Annotated in this window: 2 protein-coding genes and 1 pseudogene; 2 read left to right on the top strand and 1 reads right to left on the bottom strand. The window is 36.7% G+C overall.

Annotated features, from left to right (window positions below):
- Positions 1-494: 494 nt before the first annotated feature.
- The gene (asnB, locus tag ACJML3_RS07140) at positions 495-2,192 is read right to left on the bottom strand and encodes an asparagine synthase B (RefSeq protein WP_406021897.1); all 1,698 of its coding nucleotides are present in this window, start codon (positions 2,190-2,192) and stop codon (positions 495-497) included.
- Positions 2,193-2,661: 469 nt separating this feature from the next.
- On the opposite strand from asnB, the gene ACJML3_RS07135 reads away from it, so the two are divergent.
- Both ACJML3_RS07135 and ACJML3_RS07130 read left to right on the top strand, forming a co-directional pair.
- On the top strand, positions 2,662-3,663 hold the full coding sequence (locus ACJML3_RS07135) for an amidase family protein (protein WP_406021899.1): 1,002 nt from the start codon (positions 2,662-2,664) through the stop codon (positions 3,661-3,663).
- A gap of 19 nt (positions 3,664-3,682) precedes the next feature.
- Positions 3,683-3,921 (top strand): annotated as a pseudogene (locus tag ACJML3_RS07130) (allophanate hydrolase); the annotation flags it as partial.

The raw sequence follows: 3,921 nt of genomic DNA, 5'->3' as shown, positions 1-3,921 counted from the left end.
AAAAGTGAAAAAATATGGGCGATTATTTGAAAAATAAAACGCGAACTAAATCTCTGAATCTAGAGCCTTAGTAAAAAAGTTCTTCACTGAATCTGTGAAAAGCACTGAAAAAGAAATGACAATATTCCTTTCGGTGCTTTTTATATTAAAGTGAGATGGGGATGCTCCCAAAAATAGAATTTTTGGGAGCATAATTTTGCTAAGCGCCAAATTTGAATCTTTTGGAGCTTATTTTATTTCGCATAGAAAACAGAAGTTAATCAACTATATCAAGCAATTTACTAAAGATAAAATATGTCTTTTATCATTGCCATCCTTGAAAAGAACGTTGCTCACTAGCCGCAGCAGAAGCCAATGGCAAGATGTATTTTTAAAAAATCTCTATGATGTAAGGATGGACATAATAGATAAGACAAAATGAGGACTGAGTCCTCATTTTTAGTTAGTTTAATAGAACAAGAAGCCACCACTTTTAAAGTGGGGTAGATTGTTTCCTACATCTTATGTCCCATTTCATAGGAGTGCTCGTGTACGTCTGTTACAGCACGTCCTGATGGATCGTTCATCTGAGCAAACTTAGCATCCCAGGCAATTGCAGTTGGGGTAGAGCATGCAACTGACTTACCATAAGGTACGGTCTTGACGGCAGATGGAAGTTTGAACAGATCTTCAAAGATTTCTCTGTAAAGGTAAGCTTCCTTTGTTACAGGAGTATTTACAGGGAATCTTGTTTCTCTTTGTGCAAACTTTCTGTCAGAAACCTGCTGCTCAGCATAATCTCTTAGAGCATCGATCCATGAATATCCTACGCCATCAGAGAACTGTTCTTTCTGTCTCCATAGAACTTCTTCAGGTAACATGCCTTCAAAAGCTTCACGAAGAGGTTTCTTTTCGATAACATCGCCACGGCACATCTTGCCTTCTGGATTAAAGTGCATAGCAATATCAAGGAATTTCTTGTCAAGAAATGGTACACGACCTTCTACACCCCAGGCCATAAGAGACTTGTTTGCTCTTAAGCAGTCATAAAGATGTAACTGATCAAGTTTTCTTACCAGCTCTTCGTGCATTTCCTTTGAATCAGGTGCCTTATGGAAGTATAGGTAACCACCAAAGATTTCATCTGAGCCTTCACCTGATAAAACCATCTTGATGCCCATAGCCTTGATATATCTTGCCATCAGATACATAGGAGTTGAAGCTCTGATTGTTGTTACATCATATGTTTCAATATGATAGATAACATCACGAAGTGCATCGATACCTTCTTGAACAGTGTAGTGGATCTCGTGGTGAACTGTACCAAGATAGTCAGCAACAACCTTTGCCTTCTTTAAGTCAGGTGCTCCTTCAAGACCGATTGCAAAAGAGTGTAGTCTTGGGAACCATGCATCAGTCTTGCCATCATCTTCAATACGCTTTTGTGCATAATATTTTGCAATGGCACTGATAACTGATGAATCAAGACCGCCTGACAAAAGAACGCCATATGGCACGTCGCACATAAGCTGGCGTCTTACAGCATCCATAAGTCCTTCTTTTAAGGTGCTTACATCCGCCTTGTCATTCTTAACGTTATCATACTCAAACCAGTCACGCTTGTAGTACTGTTTGAATTCGTAGTCACCAGCCTTAGTGTAAAGATAATGACGAGGTGGGAATTCCTTTACTGTATCGCAGACATTTACTAATGCCTTCATTTCTGAGGCTATGTAGAAACGGCCTTCACGATCAGAACCTACATACATTGGGTTGATACCCATATGATCACGTGCTGCAAAGATTGTATCGTCTTCTTCATCATAGATGACAAAAGCAAAGTCACCTACCAGACGATCAACGAAGTTCTTGCCGGTTCTTTTAAACTCCTCATACAGAGGAAGAATAACCTCACAGTCAGATCCGGTTTTGAATTTATAGTCTACAGTTAATTCTTCTTTTAACTGCTTGTGATTGTAGATCTCACCATTAACAGCCAGAATGTGCTTGCGGTTTTCATTATACAGTGGCTGAGCTCCATTCTGAGGGTCAACGATTGACAGTCTCTCATGCACAATAATTGCGCTCTTGCCCTGATAAATACCTTCCCAGTCTGGTCCACGATGAAGCTGTAGTCTTGAATTTTCGAGTGCAACCTGTCGTAGAGCTTCGGGATGTTCTTTAATATCAAATATTCCGAATATAGAACACATATACTATCCTTTAGCTGTTGTTATAGTATGGCCAAAAAAGGTGCCATTTCATCTTGAAAAAAATGTTATCACAGCCATTTGCACTAATATTGAAAAGCGTATTTTTGGTGCGATTTTATATAGAAAAATGTGGGTGTTACTGCACTGATAGTGTAAAACCTAATAAAAATACTTTAAATACAATAAGATAGTATAAGAAAATGTTATGCATAATAATAGTGCATTAAGATCAATAATGGTGAAATTTGAATATTTTGGGGATAAAAAGTGGAATTTTTTTTAAGACGTACAACAGATTGATTGTTTTCTTCACATATTTTTCCTTGAGTAAAACATCTCTTTGTATTCCTTTTAATCTGAGCATATTTTCAAAACAGATTCTTTCATTAAGAGGCTATCTTAATTTTTTAATTGCACTGAAAAGTACAAAAAAACCTTATATAACTTCATTAAGTGTCCTTAAAAAGTAATTACTGAACTTAATTGGTGCAAAAATACGTATTATATTTTTGGACTTAAAGGTACTGTAGGTGCTGTAAGCATAAATGGAGTAGTTCCTGCTTGCAAAACACTAGACTGTCTGACTGTATTTGCAAAATCAACAGATGATCTTAAAACAGTCTTTTCTGTTATAAGACAGTACGATAAAGATGATATCTGTTCTCGTCACTATGTTGAAAATGATCTGTTTTCTAAGACTTTTACTTTTGGTGTTCCAGATAAAAAGTCTCTTGAATTCTTTAATGATACTCAGGCATCTTTGCTTTTTGACAATGCTGTTGAGTCACTAAAGAGTATTGGTGGCATAGCAGTAACAATCGACATATCTCCTTTTGTCAATGCAGCAAAACTTTTGTATGAAGGATCTTTTGTTGCAGAGCGATTTGCTGGTAATCGGGAGTTTTTTGAAAAGGATCTAGATAAGTGTCTTGATGTAATCAGAACAATTATCGGTAATTCACAGAAGTTTTCAGCAGTAGATAGCTACAATGATAGATACAAGCTTCTTGAATATAAGAGAGTGGCTGATGAAATTCTTGATAAGGTTGATTTTATAGTAACTCCGACAGCTCCAACAATATACTCCATTAAGGAGGTATTAGCCGATCCAATCAAACTCAATTCAAATATCGGCTACTATACAAACTTTATGAATCTTCTTGATTTTAGTGCTATTGCTGTTCCTGCAGGATTTAGACAGACAGGAGAGAAAAAGGATCTTCCTTTTGGAGTAACCTTCTTCACTAAGGCATTTAAAGATGATGCACTTTTAGATATTGCTGCTAGGTACTCAAATTACACAAGATATCCATTAGGCTCTATGCTGCTACCTTTCAATGTCGTTGAAGAAAGTTCAAAAGTATCTGATAGTACTGAGTGTCAGCTATGTGTCTGTGGAGCTCATTTAAAAGGATTTGTTCTAAACTCTCAGCTATCAGATCTGGGGGGGGAGATTTGTAAAAAGTACTAGAACATCAAAAAACTACAGAATGTATATTGTTAGTGATGATGGTAAGGTCATAAAACCAGGACTGGTGAGAAATTCTGATAATGGAGAAAGTCTTGAGGTTGAAGTTTATTCTATTTCAAAGGATAAGTTAGGTTACTTTATGCAGCTAATTCCATATCCTTTAGGTATTGGTAGAGTTGAGCTTGAGTCATCAGATTATGTTTTAGGCTTTATTTGTGAGGGTGAAGCTGTAAAAGGAAAAATGGATATAACCTCATA

This window comes from Succinivibrio sp., assembly GCF_045124615.1.
GTDB lineage: Bacteria > Pseudomonadota > Gammaproteobacteria > Enterobacterales > Succinivibrionaceae > Succinivibrio > Succinivibrio faecicola.
This window is presented reverse-complemented; position numbering and strand designations above follow the sequence as displayed.